At 57.8% G+C, this 21,142-nt stretch carries 19 protein-coding genes; 16 read left to right on the top strand and 3 right to left on the bottom strand.

Annotated features, from left to right (window positions below; genetic code table 11):
• Positions 1-383 precede the first annotated feature (383 nt).
• The 10 genes from O7A05_RS10225 (at position 384) to O7A05_RS10180 (ending at position 11,592) form a co-directional block, all read left to right on the top strand.
• Entirely contained in the window at positions 384-821 is a 438-nt protein-coding gene (locus O7A05_RS10225) for an RbsD/FucU family protein (RefSeq protein WP_337092903.1), read from the top strand.
• Positions 822-870: 49 nt separating this feature from the next.
• Positions 871-1,728, top strand: a complete 858-nt coding sequence (locus tag O7A05_RS10220) for an amidohydrolase family protein (protein WP_337092902.1) — start codon at positions 871-873, stop codon at positions 1,726-1,728.
• 85 nt (positions 1,729-1,813) lie between these two features.
• Positions 1,814-2,809 (top strand): aldo/keto reductase, encoded by a 996-nt coding sequence (locus O7A05_RS10215; protein ID WP_337092901.1) that lies wholly within the window; start codon positions 1,814-1,816, stop codon positions 2,807-2,809.
• A 126-nt stretch (positions 2,810-2,935) separates the two neighbouring features.
• Positions 2,936-4,084, top strand: a complete 1,149-nt coding sequence (locus O7A05_RS10210; protein ID WP_337092899.1) for an Ldh family oxidoreductase — start codon at positions 2,936-2,938, stop codon at positions 4,082-4,084.
• 659 nt (positions 4,085-4,743) lie between these two features.
• Complete coding sequence (locus O7A05_RS10205) at positions 4,744-5,883, top strand: ABC transporter substrate-binding protein (RefSeq protein WP_337092898.1); 1,140 nt, start codon at positions 4,744-4,746, stop codon at positions 5,881-5,883.
• Positions 5,884-5,917: 34 nt separating this feature from the next.
• Complete coding sequence (locus O7A05_RS10200) at positions 5,918-6,802, top strand: ABC transporter permease (RefSeq protein WP_337092897.1); 885 nt, start codon at positions 5,918-5,920, stop codon at positions 6,800-6,802.
• Entirely contained in the window at positions 6,799-7,587 is a 789-nt protein-coding gene (locus O7A05_RS10195; protein WP_337092896.1) for an ABC transporter permease, read from the top strand. Before O7A05_RS10200 ends, O7A05_RS10195 begins: the two co-directional genes overlap by 4 nt.
• 8 nt (positions 7,588-7,595) lie before the next feature.
• Positions 7,596-8,687 (top strand): ABC transporter ATP-binding protein, encoded by a 1,092-nt coding sequence (locus O7A05_RS10190; protein WP_337092895.1) that lies wholly within the window; start codon positions 7,596-7,598, stop codon positions 8,685-8,687.
• A 220-nt stretch (positions 8,688-8,907) separates the two neighbouring features.
• Positions 8,908-9,819 carry a dihydrodipicolinate synthase family protein gene (locus tag O7A05_RS10185; protein WP_337092894.1) on the top strand — a complete coding sequence of 304 codons (912 nt, stop codon included), beginning with the start codon at positions 8,908-8,910 and terminating at the stop codon, positions 9,817-9,819.
• A gap of 132 nt (positions 9,820-9,951) precedes the next feature.
• Positions 9,952-11,592: a choline dehydrogenase gene (locus O7A05_RS10180; RefSeq protein ID WP_337092892.1), complete on the top strand. Its 1,641-nt coding sequence runs from the start codon at positions 9,952-9,954 to the stop codon at positions 11,590-11,592.
• A gap of 71 nt (positions 11,593-11,663) precedes the next feature.
• On the opposite strand, the gene O7A05_RS10175 is transcribed toward O7A05_RS10180, so the two are convergent.
• The 3 genes from O7A05_RS10175 to O7A05_RS10165 form a co-directional block, all read right to left on the bottom strand.
• Positions 11,664-12,398, bottom strand: a complete 735-nt coding sequence (locus O7A05_RS10175) for a GntR family transcriptional regulator (RefSeq protein WP_337092891.1) — start codon at positions 12,396-12,398, stop codon at positions 11,664-11,666.
• Positions 12,399-12,485: 87 nt separating this feature from the next.
• Positions 12,486-13,061, bottom strand: a complete 576-nt coding sequence (locus O7A05_RS10170) for a DUF1349 domain-containing protein (protein WP_337093083.1) — start codon at positions 13,059-13,061, stop codon at positions 12,486-12,488.
• Between the two features lie 23 nt (positions 13,062-13,084).
• Positions 13,085-14,113 (bottom strand): proline racemase family protein, encoded by a 1,029-nt coding sequence (locus O7A05_RS10165; protein WP_337092889.1) that lies wholly within the window; start codon positions 14,111-14,113, stop codon positions 13,085-13,087.
• Positions 14,114-14,366: 253 nt separating this feature from the next.
• Here O7A05_RS10165 and O7A05_RS10160 point away from each other — a divergent pair, with 253 nt between their 5' ends.
• The 6 genes from O7A05_RS10160 to O7A05_RS10135 all read left to right on the top strand — a co-directional run bounded on the left by O7A05_RS10160 (position 14,367) and on the right by O7A05_RS10135 (position 20,879).
• On the top strand, positions 14,367-15,296 hold the full coding sequence (locus O7A05_RS10160; protein WP_337092888.1) for a substrate-binding domain-containing protein: 930 nt from the start codon (positions 14,367-14,369) through the stop codon (positions 15,294-15,296).
• A 67-nt stretch (positions 15,297-15,363) separates the two neighbouring features.
• Positions 15,364-16,941, top strand: a complete 1,578-nt coding sequence (locus O7A05_RS10155; protein WP_337092887.1) for a sugar ABC transporter ATP-binding protein — start codon at positions 15,364-15,366, stop codon at positions 16,939-16,941.
• Positions 16,938-17,897 (top strand): ABC transporter permease, encoded by a 960-nt coding sequence (locus O7A05_RS10150; protein WP_337092886.1) that lies wholly within the window; start codon positions 16,938-16,940, stop codon positions 17,895-17,897. Before O7A05_RS10155 ends, O7A05_RS10150 begins: the two co-directional genes overlap by 4 nt.
• A 46-nt stretch (positions 17,898-17,943) precedes the next feature.
• Positions 17,944-18,798 (top strand): tetratricopeptide repeat protein, encoded by an 855-nt coding sequence (locus O7A05_RS10145; protein ID WP_337092885.1) that lies wholly within the window; start codon positions 17,944-17,946, stop codon positions 18,796-18,798.
• A gap of 2 nt (positions 18,799-18,800) precedes the next feature.
• On the top strand, positions 18,801-19,793 hold the full coding sequence (locus O7A05_RS10140) for an ABC transporter permease (protein ID WP_337092884.1): 993 nt from the start codon (positions 18,801-18,803) through the stop codon (positions 19,791-19,793).
• Positions 19,794-19,862: 69 nt separating this feature from the next.
• Positions 19,863-20,879 carry a Gfo/Idh/MocA family protein gene (locus tag O7A05_RS10135; RefSeq protein ID WP_337092883.1) on the top strand — a complete coding sequence of 339 codons (1,017 nt, stop codon included), beginning with the start codon at positions 19,863-19,865 and terminating at the stop codon, positions 20,877-20,879.
• Positions 20,880-21,142 lie beyond the last annotated feature (263 nt).

Raw genomic sequence — 21,142 nt, 5'->3', positions numbered from 1 at the left:
GCCGTTCTTCAAATTGCACCTTAGGAACCGCTGATTCTGCGGGGACGCGACTGCGTGGCAATTCCCTCATCATTTTTTATCGTTGAGGCCAATTAGCAAAAAAATGTCGTATTGGCAACATAACTTTCGCAATTGAAAAAAAATTTGCAGGGTGATACATCGCATTCCCTGGATGGTTTGGTTTCAGCTGCCGACGCCCGGTTTTCTGAGCCGAGCCGTATCAACGGGGCAATTCGAGCGCCGTTTGTGATCGGTGTATCTTCTCCCAGTTTCAACTCGGACGGGGCTGGCGGGTTGGGTGCAGCTTAAGCGGTTGGACTATGGCGCTCAGGCAGGACAGGGCATCGCGCGTGCGATCGATGGCGAAAAGGAAACATTGCGACATGCTTTACGGAATTGATCCCCTCGTCGGGCCGGATCTCTTGCACGCGCTGCGTTCGATGGGCCACGGCGATGAGGTTGCAATTGTCGATGCCAATTTTCCGGCGGCGTCATTTGCACAGCGCCTCATTCATCTCGAATCCGCGGACGCTATCCGTGTCGTGGACGCAATTCTCAGGCTGATGCCGTTGGACAGGGACGTGACGTTTGCCGCTTCAGTTATGCAGGTGATCGATCAACCGGAGACATCGCTTCCAATTTACGACGAATTCAAGCGGACCATAGCTGCGCATCAGGAGGGCATTCAAATGGCGACCTTGGAACGTTCGGCGTTCTACGAGCGGGCGCGTGCGTGCTTTGCCGTTATCGCAACAGGTGAGCTTCGGGCCTATGGAAATCTTATCCTTAGTAAAGGTGTTATCGAGACGGAAGGGGTATAGATAGAGAAACAGTAATCGAAAATAAATATAAGATGATTCGGTTAAAGATATGCCTGATTATCCAATTATAGACAGCCATGTCCATCTGGTCGATCCGGCGAGGGTCGACTACAGTTGGACCCGATCTGAACCAGGCTTGCGACCGAAGGCGTCACCCGCGGATTTGTCTGCGGCTGCAAGGCCTTTCGAAATCGAAAGTTTTGTGTTCGTTGAGGTTAACGCTGACGATGGGCAGCATATCGATGAGGCGATAGCAATTTCCGAGGTGGCGGTTGTCGACAGCCGACTTGGGGCTATGGTTGCCTGCTTGCCGCTTGAGAGGGGCCCATCTGTCGCCGCAGACCTAGAGCGGCTGATGGCGCTCAAGCCCCTTCGCGGCATCCGGCGCCTCATACAGACCCAGCCAGACAGCGATTTTTGTATTCGTCCCGACTTTATCGCCGGTCTGAAGTTGCTGCGAGATTACGATCTTTCATTCGATATATGCCTATTCCATCACCATCTACCGAATGCAATAGAGATGGTGGCGCAATGTCCCGATGTTCGTTTCGTTCTCGATCATATCGGCAAGCCGCCAATCAAGGCGGGTGGAATTGAGCCATGGCGGACTGATATCGGCAGGCTAGCCGCCATGCCAAATGTCCTTTGCAAGATTTCTGGGGTGGTGACCGAAGCCGACCATAAAAGTTGGACGCTGAACGAGATTAGACCCTACGTCGAACACGCTTTGGACGTGTTCGGCTTCGATCGGGTAATGTTCGGCAGTGACTGGCATGTGCTGGAACTGGCTGGGACCTACTCCCATTGGGTGAATGTTGTCGATGAGATTACCCGCGACTGTTCGGTCGACGAACGCCGCAAATTGTTTCGTGACAATGCAAAGGCATTCTATCGGATTCTGGACTGAGATCAGCCTGATGTTGCTTCATGCGGTCATTTCCAAGCGGCCGCAGGATGGATATCGGCAAATTCAATTCCCAAGGGAGAAAAAAATGTCGTATAAGAAACGTGTCGTTGGCAATGGCTGTTTGGTTCCTGAGATCGGCCTGGGAACGGCTCCATTGGGCGGGCTATATGCCGCGGTCTCCGCGGACGACGCCGCCTCAACGATAGATCTCGCTTGGACGAGAGGAATTCGTTTCTTCGACACGGCGCCCCAATATGGAAACGGCCTGTCAGAGAGATACCTGGGCGATTTTCTTTCGACAAAATCCCGGCAAGATTTCGTGCTGGCGACCAAGGTCGGGAGGCTCTTGCGGGTGCCGGAGACCGCACAGGGCGAAGACTTCTACTACAAGGGGACACCGCCCGAGCGGCCAGTTTTCGATTTCAGCTACGATGGTGTCATGCGAAGCGTCGATGAAAGTCTGGCGCGGCTGAAGCTCGAATATATCGATATCCTGCACATACATGATCCAGACGACTATTACGATGCTGCGATCTCTGGAGCTTACAGGGCGTTGGATTCGTTGCGCTCGCAGGGCGTCATCAAGGCAGTGGGGGCCGGCATGAACCAATGGCAGATGCTTGCTCGTTTTGCGAACGACGGTGTGTTCGATTGTTTTCTGCTTGCTGGCCGCTATACCCTGCTTGATCAGAGCGGGCTCGCCGAGCTTTTGCCGCTCTGTCAGGCTAAAAACATCGCCATCTTCGCGGCCGGCGTTTACAATAGTGGAATCTTGGCGGACCCTCGGGATGGAGCAAAGTTCAACTATAAGGACGCGCCCAAGGTTCTCATCGAGCGGGCGCTCGCGATACAGACTGTTTGCGAGCGCCACGGCGTGCCGTTGCGCGCGGCAGCCATGCAGTTTCCCGCGGGTCACCAAGCCGTCGCCTCGACGTTGACAGGCGCGCGCAACGCGGTCGAGTTGCGCGAAAATCTCGACATGTATGAGTTCGATATTCCGCCGGCCCTTTGGGCGGACTTGGTCGAAGACAAGTTGGTTCCGTCAGACGCGCCGTTGCCGCAAAGGCGCCCTCAATCTTGATCTCCGACAGCCGGCTTGGCCGAAGCATAACGAGCCTTCGGTCCAAAGCCCGTGTTGGTTCCAAAACAGCTAGTCCGATTGGATCTTTGATTTGCCGTCGACCCTGCAGGGGGTGGCGCAAAGTGGTTGATCGAAAGCTGGCATCTGCGGCCTAAGTCTTTTTTCGAGCATCCAAACAGAAGGCGGTTGACCATGGTCGACAATCCTGAAGCGAATTCCGTGCCTGACGCCCGCTTTGACGCGTTGGCGCTTACCGAGTTTGCAACGCAACTTCTCAAGGCCGCCGGCTTGCCGCTTGATCGAGCTAGCGTTGTCGCATCAATTTTTGTTGAGGCCGACTTACTTGGCTACTCCACGCACGGAGTGGCTCGACTCGATAGCAACCTCCAGTGGTTGCAAAAAGGAGAGACGCGCGTCTCTGGGGATCCTCATGTCCTCGTCAACGGCGGTAGTGTTGAGGTTTGGGATGCGCGCTTTTTGCCTGGCCCGTGGGTAACGATGACTGCCGTGCGCAAGGCATGTCTTAGTGCGCAAGAGTTTGGAGTTTGCTCGATTTCCATCCGGCGTGCACAGCACATTGCTTGCCTTGCCGCTTATCTCCAAGAAGCAACGGACAAAGGCTTGATGATCTTGCTATCGGTCACCACCCCGTCTGAGGCTGTGGTGGCGCCATATGGAAGTGTGGACCGGGTATTTTCATGTAATCCACTCTCTATTGGAATTCCAACGGCTGGAGACCCAATCCTAATAGATACGACCACGGCTATGTCTGCACAGGGTCCTTTGTTCAGATCTTACGAATTGCATCGAACCCTGCCCGCCCATAGCGTGATTTCGCGCGATGGTGTCTTTACGGATGATCCTGCGGAATTCGTTGAGCGTGGAGGCGCGATCCTGCCAACAGGCGGCCCGGAGCAGGGTTACAAAGGCTATGGGTTGTGTCTTTTTACCGAAGCCCTTGCTGCCTTGGCGGGAGCGGGTCGGATGGATACGTCTGGGGAGGGCGAGGCAAACAGCGTTTTTGTTCAAGTTTTCGATCCGAGCAGGTTTGGTGGGCGCGATGTTTTTCAGGGCCAGATGTCCCATCTGGCAGACCTTTGCCGGCGCGGCCAGCCTTGGCCAGGTGGGGAGGCGGTTAGAGTGCCAGGAGATCGCGCCCTGGCAGATAAACGCAGGCAGGCGGTAGAGGGGGTAAAAATTAGAGCGTCTATCCTAACTAAGCTTTCGTATTGGTCAAATAAATTTTCTATAGAAATGCCAGGAAAGGTAAATTGAAGAAATTAATGTACAGCTATGAATGGCTGGCCTACATCGACGCCTGGGCAAGGGGAAACTATTTTAGTCATCGACATTTATTGTTTCTACCGTTAGGATTTTTATTTGGTGGTGCGTATCAAAGAGATTGGAGCGGGTGCAAGTTGGATATCAGGTTATCCAGCTGATGGTCGTCGCAATCAGGTGCCTCGATAAATTCATGAGCCTAAGGTTGCCCTGCCAATAATGACTGCAACCGGCACTCCCGGGCTGATGTATACATACCTGCGTGCCCTTGCGGTTTTATGATGAAAAGCCGCTGCAAAAAGATGGACCGCCGACGCCAGGCATCGTGCTGATCTTGGTACCGATGCCTTGGCCTGCCCGTCTCGAAGGCGGGCCAGGTGCCGGCTTGTTGCTAGCCGCGGGAATGCCCCGATACCCGGCAAGTCTGCGTCTTTAAGTTCACGTCGAGTGGTTCGGTCACCTTGCACATCGCCGTGCGGTCAACGGCCCCAACTAGGAACCCGTGCGATAAAGTTCGCGAGGAGTGCAGGCTCGTGTCGATGGCAAGCATTCCGGCGAGTGGGAGTTGGGGCTGCCGTTCAGATGCAGCTTGACTCTGTCGGGATTTCGTATCCAATATCCTATAGTCAATTGACACCAGGAGAGGGAAGGCGATGTTTGACGAAGGTGGCAAGTCCGTTTTGAAAGTCGAAATGACCCGGCGTGCCGCACTGGCCGGGATCACCGGCCTTGCTGCCGGCGCGGCGCTGGTTCGGTTGTCCGGCTGGGCTCAGGCGGCCCCCGGTGGCGCGTTGCAGGTGATGGCCTGGGAAGGGTATGACCTCAACGCACAACTCGGGGACTGGAAGGCAGCGAACGGGGTAACTATCGAAGCCACCTCGATCGCCAATCAAGATGACGTGCAGGCTAAGTTCGTCGCCGGCAACCCGCCGCCGATCGATCTCGCGGAGTACAATCAGGCATATGCTGATCTCTACATCCGCGAGCTGAAGATCGTCACGCCCATCGATCGGAGCAAGGTTCCCAACTACAATGCCGACAACCTTTTCGCGCAGTTCTTCGATCAGCCGACATGGTTCGCCGACGGCAAGCTGTGGGGCTCGCCCTACATTTGGGGGTTCAACACGCTGCTGTACCGCAAGGACAAACTGGCGGCCCCGAAGTCATATGCCGACCTGCTGGATCCGTCCCTGAAGGGCAAGATCGCCATCATGGACGACACGGTTAGCTCTTGGCCTGTTGCCGCGCGCGTGGCCGGCCTCGGCGCGAAGTATCCTCTGCTGAGCAAGGATGAACTTGCCCAGACCTTTGCGAAGTTCGCCAAGTATAGGGACCAGGCCCGGGTGATTGCGCTGAACCAGGGCGAATTGCTCAATCTGATGGTGTCCGGCGAAGTTGTGGCGGCGCTCTGTGCGGATCCGTCGATCCTCATCCAGGCAGAGCAGCAGAACGTGAAAATCGAGATGGTGCTGCCGGACGAAGGCCCCGTTTTGTGGGTCGATGCGTGGTTCATCCCGGTCTCGGCCGACAACATCGAGACGGCGACTGCCTTTATAAACCAGGCGCTGGACCCCAAGATACAGGCGGAAGTCGCAATGGCCGTCGTCCAGGCCCCCGTGTCGAAGAAGGCGGTTGAGTTGCTGGACGAGAAGTCGCGCAATCGCATCGACTACGGCGCAATCGACAAGATCTTTGCGGCTGGCCTACCAGGCATTCCGCCCCGCCAGTCGGACACCCATGCGACCTATGATGACTGGGTCGCTGCCTGGCAGGAATTCAAAGCAGGCATGTGAGCGAGCGTGCGGCCAGGCGCAGCGAGGATATCGGGTGAGACTTTCCAACGAAATGACAGGTAAGCTGTTGGCCGCGCCAGGCGCCTTATACATGCTCGTATTCTTCCTGGTGCCCAGTGCGATCCTGCTCGTCTACAGTTTCTGGACGGCCGCATCGTATAGGATCGTGCCTGATTTTACGCTGGTGAACTACCTGAATTCCTTGACGTCGCCGCTCTTCTGGCGGGTCACTGGCAATGCCGTCGTCATCGGTCTGTTGACGGCGGCCGCCACCCTCGCGTTGGCCCTGCCTGTCGCTTACTACCTGATATACGTCAGCAGGTCGCAGGCCATTCTCTACCTTGTCCTGATCACTTGGTTCTCGAGCTATCTGGTTCGCATCTATGCGTGGCGCACTCTGCTTGGGACCAATGGTCTCCTCAATACCATCCTGTTGCAGCTAGGGTTGATCGATGTGCCCGTAGAAGCCTTTCTCTTCAGCCGATTTGCGGTGGCGATCACACTCATCCACGTCTACCTGCCGCTTTGCATTTTGATGGTCGTGTCTTCCCTTCGCGATATAAAAAAGGAACTCGTCGAGGCATCCCGCGACCTTGGAACGTCACCGCTAGGGGCCTTCGCCAAGGTCATCGCTCCCAACGCCGCCAACGGCCTGATCGGCGCTTTCGTCGTGACCTTCATCCTGGTCGCAGGCGACTATGTGACGCCCCAGATGCTCGGCGGCTCCTCGGGTCAGACCACGGGATTGTTAATCGCTGATCAGTTTCGCAAAACGGGCAATTGGCCGCTTGGAGCGGCGCAAGCCATCATCATGTTCGCAATCACGGGCATCCTGTATTTCGTAATCGTCGCTGCAGGCCGGGCCGTTGGATTGGTCCCAAACAGGAAGCGTTCGCGCCAGCAGGAATCTCTGGCATGATACTCAGGCTTGCCGTTTGGCTAATCCTCGGCTTCCTGCTGGCGCCGATAGCGATTATCATTCTCTTCTCGTTCCATGCCTCGCCAGCCTTGTCGTTTCCCTTTCAGGGCTTCAGCTTGCGCTGGTATGTGGACCTGTTTCACAACGGCCAACTGGGCGATGCCTTAATCCGGAGCCTGGTTATCGCCACGGCGACAGCCTTGCTGTGCTTGATCCTCGGAGCTACTGCCGCCCTTGCATGGTTGCGCGTCGGCCCGCGCACGCGTCTGGCCCTCGAATTGCTCTGGCTCTCGCCCATCGCATTGCCGGGGCTGTTCATCGGAGTGTCGTTGGTTGTGCTTTTCGCGCAGGTCGGGATCAGGCTATCTGTCCTGACCATCATCATCGGGCATGTGGTCATCGCTTTGCCTGTGCTGATCCTGACAGTACGAGCCCGGCTTATGCTGTTCGACCCGCAGCTAGAAGAAGCTGCCCGTGATCTCGGCGCTGGCCAGTTCGCGGTCTTTCGACGGGTGACGCTTCCGCTCTTGATGCCGACGCTGATTGCTGCGTCCCTGCTGGCATTCGCCGTCTCCTTCGATGAGTTCATCGTGACGGTATTCGTCGCGGGCACAGAAACAACCTTGCCGATGTATGTGTGGTCGATGATGCGTCGGACGGTGACTCCCCTCATCAACGCGGTCTCCACGCTCGCTCTTTTCTTCTCGATCGTGCTGCTTTGCATAGCATGGACGATCGGCCACATCAGACGCAGAACGACTATGGCCGCGAGGGCTTCAACATGAGGTACGAGATGCCCGGACAAGCCGTTATTGAAGCGGTCGGCGTAGGCAAGTCTTTCGGGGCGTTCCAAGCCCTGGCGGACATCGACCTGTCCGTTGGCGCAGGAGAAATTGTCACTTTGCTCGGCCCAAGCGGGTGTGGCAAGACGACTTTGATGCGCCTCATCGCTGGTTTTGAGGCGTCCACTGTCGGATCAATCCGAATTGATGGTCGCGATTGCGCGGATCAACCTCCGGAACGCCGTCCCGTCAACATGGTGTTCCAGCGTTATGCCTTGTTTCCGCACCTCGACGTATTCGACAACGTGGCCTTTGGGCTTCGCGTACATCGTGTGCCTAAAGCTGAAGTGCGCAAACGTGTCGAGCGCATCCTCGCGATAGTCCAGCTCGAAGCGCTCGCCGGGCGCAGCATCGCCGAACTCAGCGGTGGCCAGAGCCAACGGGTGGCGCTGGCGCGCGCGCTCGTGAACGAACCCAGGGTCCTCCTCCTGGACGAGCCCCTTGCTGCGCTCGATCTCAAAATCAGGCAGCACATGCTGGTCGAGATGAGGCGCATCCATGCCGCGACTGGGTCGACATTTGTGTACGTCACCCATGACCAGGACGAGGCGATGGTCCTTTCTGACCGGATCGTTCTGATGGAGAAAGGCAGGATCATTCAGATCGCCTCACCGCGCGAGATGTATTCGAGACCTGCCTCGCTCTTTGCCGCAAAGTTTCTCGGCGAGATCAATCTGTTCGACGCAGTGATGGGATCAGTTACCGAGCAAGCCGCCACGGCCAAAGCAGGCCTCGCTTCCTTCACGGGGTCTATGGACTGCAGAATGCGGGCTGGGTTCGCGAGCGGTGACAAAGTGATCGTAACGGTTCGGCCAGAAGCGTTTTCATTCTTTCCCGGCGAAAGGCTTTCCCAGTCTGCCGCGGTGACTGTCGAGGATTCGGTGTTCATGGGCAGCCGCAGCTTCTACACGGTACGTGCGAAGAGCGGCGACCAGGCCAGGGTTCAGGTTCAGAACAGTCAGGCGAGAGAATTGCCACGGGCTGGCGACAACGCGACACTCTACTGGTCGCCACAGGATGTGAATTTCCTCGCGATTCCATAATCAGAGAGTTTGATCTGCGTCACGTTCGAGGCGGAACTGCGGGATCAGCCATAGCCGAATTTGACGGAGGTCATGGCGGATTAGGCACCAATTTGGATATTGCGGCCACCGTCCCCAGGCGATCGAAAAGCGCGCAAAACGGCTAGACGTTGCATATAGAATATAATAGATTGGATACAACTTTGTTCGGCATTCAGCCCTCAAGCGGAGAAGTAGGTCAATGATCAATTGGAAGGGTGTTTTCCCGGCTGTTACCACTAAACTCAACCCAGACGGGTCGATCAATGTTGCCGCGCACCAGGCAAGCCTTGATCGTCTGATCGTCAATGGGGTTACCGGGGTGATAGTGCTACCGATGCTCGGGGAAAACGCCTCGATGGCGCCGAAAGAGAAGGAGCATGTAATCCGGATTTCGAAGGAGGCGGTCGCCGGCCGTGTGCCCCTCTTATCCGGTCTTGCGGAAATCACCCAGGACGCGGCGTGCGAAAGGGCGCGTGAATTCGAGGCTTACGGCGTCGAGGGCCTGATGGCCTTTCCGAGCCTTGCCTACAAGACTGACCCGCGCGAAACCGCCCAATGGTACCAGAAGCTCGCGGGTGCGAGTGGGCTGCCGATCATGATTTACAACAACCCCATCGCCTACGGTGTCGACGTGACTCCAGCGATCCTCAAGGAGCTGGTCGACTATCCGACCATCGAATCCGTAAAGGACGAAACAGGCGATGTCCGCCGCGTCACCGACACTTATGTTGAGTTGGGCAACCGTTTTCACGTGTGTTGCGGTGTAGATGACCAGATTGTCGAGAGCGTAGCGCTCGGATCCGTCGGCTGGGTTTCAGGCATGACCAATGCATGGCCGGCCGAATGCGTTGCACTGTTCAGGCTTTGCGCAGCGGGCCGCAAGGATGAGGCGCTGCAACTCTACCGGATCATGACACCTGCGTTCCACCTCGATACGCATGTGAAGCTGGTTCAATGCATAAAGCTGGCCGAGAACCTGGTCTGCGGATCTCCGGAGTGGACGCGAGCTCCTCGCCTTCCGCTCGTGGGCGAGGAACGTGAGCGCGTGATCCGAATTGTCCAGGACACAATCGCCAAGCTTGAGGCCTACAAGCTCCCGAAGGTCGCCTAGGCGGGCTCCCTCGGCATTATACAAAATCGGCGGGATCGGGCCGCGGCACTGCCATTGTGCATGCCGCGGCTTGTACGCCTGAAGCGACACGGCGCTTGTGGCGTGCCGGCGGGGCTAGCGGAAGGTATAGAAATGGCGCCAAACAAGTTTGACTACGTCGTGATCGGAGCCGGTGCAGCGGGGTCGGTTGTGGCTGCGCGGCTGGGTGAGGACCAGGGAACCAGGGTTCTCGTCCTTGAGGCCGGGCCCGACGACAACTCGATCTATGTCCGCATGCCGGCCGCGATGTCCTACCCGCTCACTGACAAGCGCAGGACCTGGGAGTTCGAGACGGGGCCGGAAGAGGCGCTCGATGGCCGCATGATCACGCATGTGCGCGGCAAAATGCTCGGCGGATCGGGATCGCTCAACGGCATGGTCTATGTTCGCGGGAATCCGCGGGACTTCGACCGCTGGGCGGAAGACGGCCTCAAGGGTTGGTCTTATGCCCATTGCCTGCCCTACTTCAAGAAGCTGGAGACCTATGACAAGGGAGGCAATGGCTACCGCGGCGGCAGTGGACCGATCGCCATCACCTCGTTGAAGGCTGAGCTCGAGCCTTTCCAAGCCTTTCTGGAGGCAGGGCAGCAAGCGGGGCACCGGTTGAACGCCGATTACAATGCCTATCGGCAGGAAGGAGTCCACGCCTATCAGGCGAACATCGACAATGGAATCCGGGCAAGTGGTGGCAGGGCCTATCTGCGTCCTGCAATGCGTAAGGGCAACGTGTCGCTGCAGCTGAATGCGCTGGTCCACAAAGTCGTGTTCAACGGGACGCGCGCCGTGGGGGTGGTCTACGAGAAAGACGGCGCCATACACACGGTGGAAGCAGAGAGGGAGGTCGTCCTTTGCGGAGGCGCGTTCAACTCGCCCCAGTTGCTGCTGCTGTCGGGAGTGGGACCTGCTTCCGAGCTTCGGGCGCTTGGGGTTTCGCCGGTTCACGATTTGCCGGGCGTTGGCAGGGGATTGCAGGACCACGTCGCCGTCTCGGTCAAATATCGTGCTTCAAGAAAAGGCGTCTCTCCGGCGGTCGATATGAACCTCCTCAAGATGGCTTGGATCGGGGCGCAGTGGATGTTCCTGCGTCGCGGTCTCGGCATCACAAACCTGTGGGAAGTCGGGTCCTTCTTCAGGAGCAGCGACCGGATGGAGTATGCCAACATCCAGCATGAATTCTTGCCGATGCTCGGCGAGCTCATGCATGGCCAGGTCAACATCGAAGAGGGCTTCCAATACCAGGTCTGCCTCGGTCGACCCAGGAGCAGGGGGCGCGTCAACCTGAGATCGGCCGATCCAAGACAGCATCCGTCCATAGTGCTGAATTATCTCAAGGACCCTGAGGATCGCAGGGATCTCATCGACGGCGTCCGCCACACCGACGAGATCATCCAGCAACGTGGTTGGGATCGGATCAGGGGCGATGCAATCGTGCCGGGCTTGCGCAATATGGATGATCGGCAGGTCTTTGCCTGGCTGCAGAAGAACATGGGTACCCAGTATCACCCTTGCTCAAGCTGCCGTATGGGCCTCGACGACGAGGCCGTGGTCGATGAGCAGGGAAGGGTGCATGGACTAGAGGGGATTCGCGTCGTTGATGCCTCGATCATGCCGCGCATAACCAACGGCAATCTTCATTGCCCGACGATGATGATCGCCGAGAAGATCAGTGACGACATCAGGGGGGTTGTACCGCTGCCTGCTACCGCGATGAGGTATGCGGACCAGGCGCACTGAGGAGCCGATGCGTCCGGGAGAGCGCAGAGACCGGACGGCGGCGTCACGTCGCACGCCTGGCCTCTACAAGATCATCGGGCGACGGCGCGGCCCTTCAGGTTCTTGATGACATCATCGCGTGCATCTGAGATGTGTTTCCGGAGCAGCTTCTGTGCCAGCGCGATGCTCCTGTTCGCGAAGGCCTCGGCCAGTAAACGATGGTCCTCCAGGGCCTTGGCCTGTGCAGCCTCGGTATCGATTTGCAGCCTGAGATATCTGTCGGCGGAGTTGTGCAGGGTGGCCAATACTGCAAAGGTTCGCGGTCTGTCGGCGGGCGCCGACAGCGCATTGTGGAATGCCCAGTTCAATTGGCTGAGCCGTTCGGGTGGCGCTCCAGTGTTCAGCGCCACCTCGTAATTTTGAAGCGCGGCTCGCACGCGGTCCGTATCGGCATCATCGGCATTCTCGATCGCCTTGCCTAGCACGAAAGGTTCGAGCGTCAGGCGAGCGTCGAAGATATCGATCGCATCCTCGGGGGTCAGGGACGCGACTACAGCACCCTTATGCGTATGGATCACCACCAGCCCGTCCGCCTCGAGCTGCAGCAAGGCCTCGCGAATAGGAATGCGGCTGACCGAGAATTCGTCCGCGAGCGCTTCCTGCCTGATCTGGTACCCTCCGGGGTAGATGCCGGAAATGATCCGGTCCCTCAGGAGATCAAGCACCGAAGAGGTTACGGTCTGACGCTTAATCGCTGTTGGAGACTTCATGGGGTGCCCTGATTTTCGATTGCATATTGAATACAACAGCAGCATCTTTTCCGGCAAGCTGGCCGCGCCAGCTCCGCTAAACGAAAATCGGCCTCTGTCGGTGCGGTCGAGGGCAAGGGTTTTTGTCGTCGGATCGGATCCTGCTCAATCATGCAACTCACGGTTAATGGGGGGACCGATGTTGAGGTCCTTGAAGCGGGCCTTGAAGCCGCTGCGTTGTGGCGAACAGCACATCACACCCACGTCCACCCGGCTGGTTGTCGGAAAATAGGCGAGCCGTACCGGAATCCACGTATTTTCTTTGACGCTGAAGTACTGCACCCGAATGGCTTCGTCATGCCGGGTAAGCCTGATTCTGATGCCCTCCGGGTCGACTGGAACTTCGACGAGCGACCAGTCCGATGCGTCGTTCGTGACGACGACTGAGAAGTAGCTCTTTCCATCCGTGAACTCCAGGCCTGCCTTGATCCAGTGGCTCTCGCTCAGTCGCATCATTAGTCCTGCCTGGTCGTAGAGGACCTCGTAGTCCCCCTGAACGGTAACCTCGGCGGTGAAGTCCCCCGCCACCGATTTGAACAGGAAGTGGCCGTCATCTCGCCAGAAATCATAGAAGGTCTCTCGCCAGAAATCGGTTTTTTCTCCCGTGGTGACCTCCAGGGTGCCATCTTTCAACGTGTGATGGGGCGGTTCGTTCAGCCAGCTCAGTTCATTCATCGACATTGCCATCTAGGTCTCCATCTTGATCAGTTGAACCATGTGTCCGAGAGGCGGTAGCCTTCGGGGAATGGGTCCTCGGGATCTACCCCGTAATGGCTGACGCCCGTGAGCCACGCCCGACCCGAAACTTGCGGAACGATGGCGGGAATCGATCCAGCCCTGCCTGTCTCCAGGATCTTGCAGTCGAACTCTGTGTCCAGGATCGACAAATGTCTGAAAGGGTCGCCGATACCGAGTTCGCCTCTGGCACTTAGCAGGGCCATGCGCGCGGAGGTACCGGTTCCACATGGGCAGCGATCGATTCTGCCGGGCGACACGACGACTGCGTTTTTCGAAGTCTTGATGCCGTTGACGATTTCCAGCGGACCGACGAACTCGGTCTGGTTGATCGTGTGTATTCCTGGATTCTCAGGATGGACCGAGGGAAGCTGCTCTGCGGCCGCAGCCTTAATCCGCTCTCCCACCTCAACCAGGCGGCGTGCCTCGCTTCGGTCGAGCGTAAATCCAAGGTCGGCCGCCTCGACGATGCAGTAGATCATCCCCCCATAGGCGACGTCGACACGGAGCGAGCCTATGCCCGGGACCGATATCGTGCGGTCGCGGTGCATGACGAATGAGGGAATGTTGCGGAATTTGACTTTGCGGCACTTGCCGCCGGCGCACTCGGCTTCCACCTCAACCAGGCCCGCCGGCGTATCTACCCGGACATGCGTAACAGGTTCCTTGATCGGGACGATGCCCGTCTCCAGCGCCACCGTGACCGTGCAGATGAGATTAGATCCTGACATCGGGACGAAATAGTCGGACTCCATGACTATCATGCCTATATCGGCATCCGGTCGACAGGGCGGCGTGATCAGGTTGACCGCGGCATTGACGCTGCCACGGGGGTCGAAGAGGAGCATGTTGCGGAGCCAACCGCTGTAACGCTCTAGGTTCTGCATCCTGTCGAACATCGTGTCGCCGCGGGGCGGAAGAACCCCTCCGGTGATGACCCGCCCAACCTCGCCCTCCGCATGAGCGCCGACGACGGTGATGACACGGTCCAACTGCATTTCCATCTCTCCGACGATAGCCGCGGGAGACCGAGCGGAACTCGGGTCATAACGGCTCATTGCGTGGCGACTCTAATATCCAATATATTGGTGTCAATATTCAACATTGAGCTTTTTTCCCGGCCGCTAGGGGGACCGAATTTTCCTTGTCGCCTTGACAAGGCCGGCAATTGCCGATTGGATGCAATATAACAATCACAGGAGGGGAAGTATGCATAAACTTGTTGTGACTGCAGCATTGGTCGGCATGGCTATGTTCACGGCGCTGTTGCCGGCGAAGGCGGAAGACAAATTTCCGTTCGGGCCGCCGCCATGGACGATCGGGTTTTCGCAGGACACGATGGATCATCCTTGGCGTGCATTCATGGTGACAAGCGCAGAGGCACAGGCGAAAAAATATCCTGAGCTCATCAAGGAATTCGTCTATACCGACGCCAAGGGGACGAATGAGAAACAGATCGCTGACGTGGAAGATCTGATTTCGCGTGGCGTCAACCTAATCATGATGAGCCCGCGCGAAGCCCAGGCGCTTGTGCCGGCGGTGGAGGCGATCAAGAAGGCCGGCATTCCGCTGGTGGTGCTCGATCGCGAGATCGTCGGCGAGGACTACAATGTTTTCATTGGCGGCAACAATCTGACGCTCTCCGAAGGGCTGGGGCAACACGTCCTCAAGAATGTTGGAGACAAGTTCAGCTACCTGGAATTGGAAGGTATCCCCGGCGCGACCCCGACAATCCAGCGTCACGAAGGTTTCTCGGCGCAGTTCAATGACAAGCCCGGCGTTACACGGCTGGATGCCCAGCCCGCCAACTACGACCTCGCCCCTGCCATTCCGATCATGGAGGACTGGCTCACGCGCTACCGCGGACAATTCCAGGTCATCTATGCGCACAACGACCCAATGATCCTTGGCGCCATCAATGTCCTCAAGGAGGCTGGCTACAAACCCGGCGAGGTCTTCCTTGTCGGTGTGGACGGCCAACGTGAGGCCTTCCAGGCGATCAAGGATGGTTGGCTTCAGGTGACGTCCATCTACGCGACGGGCGGAAGTGTCGGCCTCGACATGGCGGTACGAGTCCTCAAGGGCGAGCCGGTCCCGAAGCGCATCACCACCGAAACGCCGATTGTTTCCAAGGAAAACGTCGACGAGTTTTACAACCCCGACCTTCAATACGTTCGCTAAGCGAGAGCGATAAGCGAGGCGGCCAGCTCATGCTGGCCGCCATGATATCGGAGGAGGCGAACAATCGATGGCGAGGTACGTCGGCAACCAAACGACCAATGCGGGACCGACCGCTGAGCGGCCTGCCGCCTTCCTGACAATGGCCGATATTTCGAAGTCCTATCCTGGCGTTCAGGCCCTCTGTGGCGTGAAGCTCGAGGTGCGGCCAGGGGAAATCGTGTCGTTGGTCGGTGAAAATGGCGCCGGAAAATCGACCATGATGAAGGTCCTGGCGGGGGCTGTGCGGCCCGACAGCGGTGAGATCAGGTTGGACGGTGAACTGATCGAGTTTCCCAACACCTCCGCGGCGCATGCGCGAGGCATAAGCACCATCTATCAGGAATTGATGATGGTGCCCTATCTCTCCGTCCTTGAGAACGTCTTTTTGGGGATGCTTGCGACAAACGGCTGGGGGACCCTCGACTGGCCGGAGATGCGTAAAAGAGCGACCGCAATACTTGCCGAACTTGGCTATTTCGGCTCGTTGGATAGTCCGGTCAACAAGTTGAGCGTCGCTGAGCAGCAACTCGTCGAGATTTGCAGAGCGACGGTCAGGCCTTGCAGGCTTCTGATAATGGATGAGCCCACAGCTTCTCTCAATCGGCAAGAAGTGGAGCACTTCTTCAAAATTGTACGAAAGCTCCAGCGAGCGGGGACCGCCATTATTTTTATTACGCATCATCTCAACGAGATATTTGAGGTCTGTGATCGCGTGGTGGTGCTGCGCGACGGAAGGTTGGTCGGGGAGTCCGATATCGCTGCGCTCACCGAGGCGCGCCTCGTCGAGGTGATGCTTGGACGAAAGCTGAATCTCGAGAAGCGGGACTGGGGAACCTCGGTGCCGAAGGGAGCTGAAATTGTTTTGGAGGTCGACGGCGTCTCGACGCCGGCCCTCTTGAAGAACGTGTCCTTTGAATTGCGGCGAGGAGAAGTGCTTGGCCTTGCCGGCCTCATGGGGTCTGGGCGAACGGAAATCCTTCGCGCCATTTTTGGAATAGACAAGCCTTCTTCTGGAGTAATTCGCAGCCGGGGAAAAGTTGCGATGTTCTCGGGACCGCGCGCCGCACTGGCCAGCGGTGTTGGCCTAGGTCCCGAAGACCGCAAGGCCGATGGTTTGGTCTTGTCGATGTCGGTTCGGCATAATGTAACGTTATCGTCCCTTGAGCGCTACAGCGGGCTGTTTGCCTTGCGAAGCCGCGCTGAGGCTGGCGCCGTGGGGAAACTTTGCCAGCGCCTTCAAGTTAAATACAGCTCAATCGAAGCTCCGGTCGGCAAGTTGAGCGGCGGCAACCAACAAAAGGTCATCCTCGCCCGTCTGCTCGATGCCGAAGTCGATGTGTTTCTGCTCGACGAGCCGACCCGCGGCGTAGACATCGGTGCCAAGGATGCGATCTTCGAGCTCATCCGGGATCTTGCCGCCAAGGGCGCCAGCGTTGTCATCGTGTCCTCGGTCATCGAGGAGCTAATCCATGTCAGTGATCGAATCGTGTGCCTCAACCTGGGCCGGGTCACGGATGAGCAGAGCCGCGAGCAGTTCGATGTTTCCAACATTATGGTCAGCGTGATGGGTGGCCACGGCAACGGTCTGGTTGAGAGTGTTCAATGATCAGATACAAGATAAACGCCAATCTCGTTATTCTGGTCATCTTGCTGACATGTGCCGGCTTGGTATCGCCCTATTTCTGGTCGGTCGAGAACATTGTGAATCTCGTTCGCGTGGCATCGCTGATCGGGATCGTAGCTGTCGGAATGAATCTGGTCATCATCCTTGGAGGGATCGACCTGTCGGTAGGTTCAGTCGTCGCCCTGACCGGCACATTGGCGGCATCGCTGTGGACGGCTGGATATCCGTTGCCGGTGGTCGTTATGGCCCCGCTCGCAATTGCCGGCGCCGTCGGCATCGTGAACGGGTCCCTCGTCGCGTTTCTCAGCTATCAGCCTTTTGTCGCCACGTTGGTAACGATGACGCTTTTTCGTGGAGCCGGGCTTGTCTACAGCGCTGGTCAGCCAATTTACGCCGACTATCCGCCGGCTTTCAACTTTCTAGCCAGAGGCAATGTCGCGGGCATTCCGGCGCCCGCCCTGGTCTTGATGGCGATCGTGACCCTCACTTGGTACGTGGTCCGCTTCCGGGCGGTTGGCCGCATGATCTACATGGTCGGGTCAAATGAAAGCGCCGCATACTATGGCGGCGTATCGGTTTGGCGCGTGAAGATGTTTGCCTACACCTACTGTGCGGTATTGGCCGGATTTGCGGGCCTCATCCTGACGGCGCGCATGGGATCGGGCGAACCCGGCCAGGCTGGCGTCTTGCTGGAGCTGGATGCCATCGCCGCCGTGGTCATAGGTGGAAGCTCCCTGCGGAGCGGCAGCGGATCGGTTTGGGGCGCGTTGATCGGCGCCCTTGTCATCGGGGTCCTCTCCAACCTCTTCAACCTTCTAGGGGTGGCGCCGGAGTGGCAGAACGTCTCGAAGGGAGCGGTTATCCTCCTCGCCGTCACCATAGCGGGCGGGGGACCGCTATGGCGTTCCTTGACCATGCGGAGGCCAAGCAATGCCTAACAACTGGGCCCTCCCTCGAGCCCAAGCTGGGGTGGTACCTCAGTGGGTGACGCCCCTTGCAGCTGTTGCCGTCTTCTTCTTAGGGCTCAATGGGGCATTCTGTATTCTAGCCCCCTCGGTATTTGTCAGTGATCGTGCGCGCGGTCCCTATACGGTCGCCAACAACTATGAGCTAACCAGGGTGTACAGCCGTGCTCTGGATGGTTATCGACAAGTGGTCGAGGATTTCCCTCAAAGCCGCTACTATGACCCTGCCAGAATTGGCATCGCCAATTCCTTGATGGCCCTGGGCCGTCGCAGCGAAGCGATAGCCGATTTCGAAAAGCTCTTGTCGAGTCTAACGGACAACTCCGAGCGGGAGTCCAACCGTCTCATAGTTCTCTCGAAACTGGCGGCCGCGCTGGAAGAGGAGGGGGATGCTGGGCGATTCAAGGACGTTTTCGAAATGCTAGCGAGAGACTACCCGGGAAGCCAGGCAACAAAGGACGCAAGACGGTTCGCTGATACGATCTTGGTGACCTCTCAGGCAGCCGAGAAATCGGCGCCGCGATCCGGTCTTGTGAGCATTCAAGCAGAGCCCGCTATCGTCGGGAAGCCATTCAAGTTGGCGATCAACATAAAGCAAGGGGCCGTCCCCGCGGGACAATTCTCTATAGCGATCAACAGCGCGTTTATTGCACAATTTGACTTCGTGTCTGTCATGCCTTCGAGTATGGGTACGTCCGATTACTGGGGCAAACGCTTCTTTGAATTCGCCGGGAATGGGGACAAGCCGTTCGAGGCGGTATTCATTTTCCGAGCTAGAACGGCAGGCAGACACAATCTCGACCTCGATCTTGGGGCCAACTTCTCGTTGATAGAGGCGAACCAGGTCTCTGCGATTGTGGTGTCGGAGAAGTGATGATGAGTCGCATCCGCTCATTGCTTGTCGAGCAGCCGATCATCATGGTCCTGATCGGATTGGTCATGATATTCGCCATCTTCGCCGATGGTTTCGCAAGCGCTACCAACATCACCAACGTCCTGCGCCAGACATCGATGCTCGGCATCGTTGCCGTCGGCATGGGCATCGTAATCCTGACGGGCGGAATTGACCTCTCCGTTGGTTCGATCGTCGCGCTGTCAACGGTGCTCGTCGCGGGTTTGGCGAACACCTATCCCCCCATTGTCGGGATCAATCTGGCTCTTGTTGCGGGTGTCGTGATCGGCTTCGGCAATGGCGTTTTGATAACGCGGCTCGGGCTTCAGCCAATCATCGTCACGCTTTCGACCATGGCGATGGTGCGGGGCCTTGCTATGTGGTTGTCGGAGAGCCGCCCCATTTTCGGAACGCTACCCAAAGAGCTCTTCATGCTTTTTGATGGACGTTTTCTTGGCATTCCAATTCCGGTCCTCATCTTCCTCGTTGTAGCTGTTTGCGCAATGTTCTTCCTCGCAAACACTCGAGCGGGACGAGCCATCTATCAAGTCGGCGGCAATGAGGAGGCTGCCTCGTTGGCAGGCGTCCCGGTCAGCCCGACCAAGATCCTTGCCTACACGTTGTGTGGGTTTCTTGCCTCGATCGCCGGCATCATTTTGACAGCACGTATGCAATCGGGAGACGGCGTGCGGACAGGGATGGGGTGGGAGCTCGACGCTATCGCGGCGGTAGCCGTCGGTGGGATTTCCTTGGCTGGAGGACGCGGCCAGCTGCTGGGCGCAACCTGCGGCGTCGTCATCATCGGTATACTGGCGAATGCATTCAACCTCATGGGCATCAATCCCTACTGGCAGCGCATTGTCATCGGTCTCGTGCTGGCGGCGGCTGTCGTGGCCTATAGCGAGCGGTTGCGCGGATGGCTTTTAACGCGCCGGCTTTCCGGCCCCGGGGCCGCGGTGAGCGCCCCTGACACTTGACCGTATGTGCGAGGCGTTGCCCGCTTCGCGCTCACCAGCCCAACCTCAACTCTTTCTCGCGAGCGTTTCATGAAACCTGTTAAATTTGGCGTCGTGTCCACTGCAAAGATCGCCCGTGACTGGGTCATACCAGCCATGCAATCCGTATCTGAGTGCGAGGTGGTGGCCATTTCGTCACGCGATCCAGCACGGGCAAGTTCAGTGGCAAAGGAATTCGCCATTCCGCGTCATTACAGCTCGCTCAGCGAGCTTCTGAAAGATGAAGAGGTCGAGGCGGTCTATATACCGACACCGAACAACGCCCACGTCTCAGAGGCTATCGAAGCTCTTAGAGCGGGTCGCCATGTCCTTTGCGAAAAGCCGCTTGGACTTGACGCCAAGGAAGCGGAGCGTCTGTTGGCTGTCCAGCAGGAGACGGGCCTCCAAGTATCGGAAGCGTTCATGGTGAGGTACCACCCGCGATGGCTGGCCGCACGCGACATTGTTCGCAGTGGACGACTGGGAAGGATCACCCAGATCCACGCCGCGTACAGCGTCATGAACGGAAACCCCGGGGACATCAGGTTCAAGCAGGAACTCGGCGGCGGAGCGCTTGGCGATGTCGGCGTCTATCCCATCACGGCGGCGAGGTTCCTCTTTGAGGACGAGCCAATAGCCGCCACCGCGACGTTCGAAAAGCAGTCGCCCGATGGCGTGGACATCGCCGTCGCGGGGATGCTCGAGTTTCCCGGCAATCGCACTTTGCTCTTCAGCGGCGCACTGTTGCAGGCGTGGTCTCACTTCACCATCGTTATTGGCAGCGTGGGATGGATGGAACTGCCAGTTTCGGTATGGCCATCCGCCAATCAGCAAACCTTCATACGCATCCGTGGCCGCGACGACCTCCATGACGCAAACGTGGAAACCATCCGGTTCGAACCCGCCAACCAGTATGAGCACGAGGTGAGGACGTTCGCCAGGGCGGTTCGGGGCGAACTGGAGCAGCCTTGGCCCCTCTCTAACGCCGTGGCCGGCATGCGCATCTTGGACGCAATTCGGCAATCGGCCTCGACGGGCCGCAAGGTTGAAATCAATACGTCGGTTTGACTCTGCGCCAGCTGGCTGACGCGCGGTAGGCTAGGCTTATGCCCTGTCTTGGAAATCCTGAGGTTCGGGCATCTAGTGACCGGACCCAAGGGGCCAATCGAAGCCGATTTCGTGCGTCCCGCTTCCATGCCCTAGGTAAGCAGCAAGAAAAAGCAACGCAACCACAAACGAAAAGTGAAAGATCAACTCAAGGCGGCTTCTTCTGTTCATTGCTTTCCACGACTATCCAAGGGTTGCGGAGGCTTCTCACGGGGTAGCGCGCG

This window comes from Mesorhizobium argentiipisi (SeqCode), from assembly GCF_037179585.1.
GTDB classification, from domain to species: Bacteria; Pseudomonadota; Alphaproteobacteria; order Rhizobiales; family Rhizobiaceae; genus Mesorhizobium; species Mesorhizobium argentiipisi.
Note: the sequence above shows the minus strand (reverse complement) of the source record. Positions and strands in the feature narration are given on the sequence as shown.